A 2,518-nucleotide genomic window follows, 5' to 3' on the forward strand; every position below is an offset into this window, starting at 1 on the left:
CTGTCGGTGCAGGGCCTGGGCAGCGGCACCGTGGTGTTCGGCGTGCACATCGCGGCGCCCAGCCTCGCGATCGCGCCCGACAGCCCGGTCGACAAGGTCGCGCGCGACCGGCTGTCGACCGTCTACATGCCGGGCTACAAGCTGACGATGCTGCCCGACGACGTGGTGCAGGCCTACACGCTGCAGGCCGGGCGCGACTGCCCGGCCGTGTCGCTGTACGTCAGCTTCGACGAGGCCACGCTGAAGGTGACCGGCAGCGAGACGAAGCTCGAGCGGGTGCCGATCRCCGCCAACCTGCGCCACGACCAGCTCGACGCGGTGATCACCGAGGCCACGCTGCTCGGCGAGGCGCCGGCGGGCTACGAGTTCGCGCCGCAACTCGCGTTCTGCTTCCGCCTGGCCCGCCACCTGAAGGCCGGCCGCGAGCAGGTGCGCGGCAAGCCGGAGCTGTTCAACCGCGCCGACTACAACTTCAAGCTCGACGGCAATGACGGCGCCGAGCCGCAGGGCCACGAGCGCGTCAGCATCGGCACGCGCCAGCGCGGCTCGCCGCTCGACCTGATCGTCGCCGAGGCGATGATCCTCGCCAACAGCACCTGGGGCGGCTGGCTCAACGAGCTCGGCGTGCCCGGCATCTACCGCAGCCAGGCCAGCATGGCGCCGGGCGTCAAGGTGCGCATGGGCACCAAGGCCGCGCCGCACGCCGGCATGGGCGTCGCGCAGTACACCTGGGCCACGTCGCCGCTGCGCCGCTATGTCGACCTGCTGAACCAGTGGCAGATCGTCGCCTGCGCGCGCCACGGCCGCACCGCGGCGCTGGCCGCGCCGTTCAAGCCGAAGGATGCCGCGCTGTTCTCGGTGATCTCCAGCTTCGATGCGGCCTACAGCGCCTACAACGGCTTCCAGTCGGGCATCGAGCGCTACTGGACGCTGAAGTACCTGGAGCAGAACGGCATCGCCGAACTCGACGCCGCGGTCATGAAGGAAGGCCTGGTGCGCGCCGACACGCTGCCGCTCGTGTTCCGCGCGGTCGGCGCCGACCGGCTGCCGCGCGGCGCGCGCGTGAAGGTGCGCATCACCGGCACCGACCTGCTGACGCTGGACGTGCATGCGAGCGTGCTGTCGCGCATCGACGATCCGGACACCTCGGCCGATGACGCGGTCGTCGAGGATGCCGAGGCCGACAGCGAGGAGGTGGCCGCCGGTCCGCTGACGCTCGCGATCGACGTGGCCGCCGATGCAGGCGACGAAGAAGCTCCCTCCTCCGATGCGGCCACCGCCGCCACCCCTGCCGCCTGAGAGACCGATGCTGAAGAAGTTCTCCACCCTGCAGATCGCGCTCGCGGTGTCGATCGGCGTGCATGCCCTGTTGCTGGTGGTGCGCTTCGTCGACCCGGAGGGCTTCAACCGCGTGTTCCAGGACACGCCGCTGGAGGTGATCCTCGTCAACGGCAGCTCGGCCGAGGCCCCGGTCAAGCCGCAGGCGATCGCGCAGCGCAACCTGGCCGGCGGCGGCGAGGCCGAGCGCGGCCGCGCCACCTCGCCGCTGCCGTCGTCGGCGCTGATCGAGCTCGGCGACTCGGCCGACGAAGCCCACAAGCAGATCGAGCAGCTGCAGGAAACCCAGCAGCAGCTGCTCGCGCAGGTGCGCCGCGAGCTGGCCTACCTGCCGGCCCCCGACCCGAAGCGCGACCGCGGCGATCCGCAGGCGCGCGCGCAGGAGGAGCGCCGCCGCCAGCTGATGCAGCTGCTGGCCGAGATCGAAAAGCGCATCAATGAAGAGAACTCGCGGCCGAAGAAGCGCTACATCAGCCCGGCCACGCGCGAGGAGCTGTACGCGATCTACTACGACTCGCTGCGCCGCAAGATCGAGGACCGCGGCACCCGCAACTTCCCCGAGTCGCAGGGCAAGAAGATCTACGGCGAGCTGATGATGGTGATCACGATCGATGCCGCCGGCCGCGTGCTGGAGACCGAGATCGTGCGGCCGTCGAAGTCGCCGCTGCTCGACAAGCGCGCCCAGGCCATCGTGCGCGCGGCCGCGCCGTTCGGCCAGTTCAGCACCGAGATGCGCAAGCGCGCCGACCAGCTGGTGATCACCTCGCGCTTCCGCTTCACCCGCGAAGAAGGCCTCGAGACCACGCTGAGCGCCCCCGAGACGCGCTGAGGCGCGCCGAGACGAGACACACCCATGGACCGCTACGTCGTCGCCGGCAATCCGGTGCAGCACAGCCAGTCGCCGTTCATCCACGCGCGCTTCGCCGAACAGACCGGCCAGGCGCTGCACTACGACCGGCTGCTGTGCCCGCTGGACGGCTTCGCCGACACCGTGCGCCGCTTCGCCGACGAAGGCGGGCGCGRCTGCAACGTCACGGTGCCGTTCAAGTTCGACGCCTTCGACCTGGCGGCACGGCGCACCGACCGCGCGGCGCTGGCCGGGGCCGCCAACATCCTGCGCTTCGACGAGCGCGACGGCTGGCTGGCCGACAACGCCGACGGCTGCGGCCGGGGGCGCGAC

At 71.0% G+C, this 2,518-nt stretch carries 2 protein-coding genes and 1 pseudogene; all 3 read left to right on the forward strand.

Going from position 1 to position 2,518, the window contains the following annotated elements:
* Positions 1-1,299: ribonuclease catalytic domain-containing protein (locus AC1D01_RS29715; protein WP_477872834.1), on the forward strand; the 1,299-nt coding region annotated here is incomplete at its 5' end.
* Positions 1,300-1,306: 7 nt separating this feature from the next.
* Positions 1,307-2,167 carry an energy transducer TonB gene (locus tag AC1D01_RS29720; protein WP_477872836.1) on the forward strand — a complete coding sequence of 287 codons (861 nt, stop codon included), beginning with the start codon at positions 1,307-1,309 and terminating at the stop codon, positions 2,165-2,167.
* 24 nt (positions 2,168-2,191) lie between these two features.
* A pseudogene (gene aroE / locus AC1D01_RS29725) lies at positions 2,192-2,518 on the forward strand (shikimate dehydrogenase); the annotation flags it as partial.

Source organism: Rhizobacter sp. P3_B12 (assembly GCF_056402895.1).

Coding starts and splice junctions, on each gene's coding strand:
- AC1D01_RS29720 (WP_477872836.1), top strand. CDS start 1,307: ATGCTGAAGAAGTTCTCCACCCTGCAGATCGCGCTCGCGGTGTCGATC.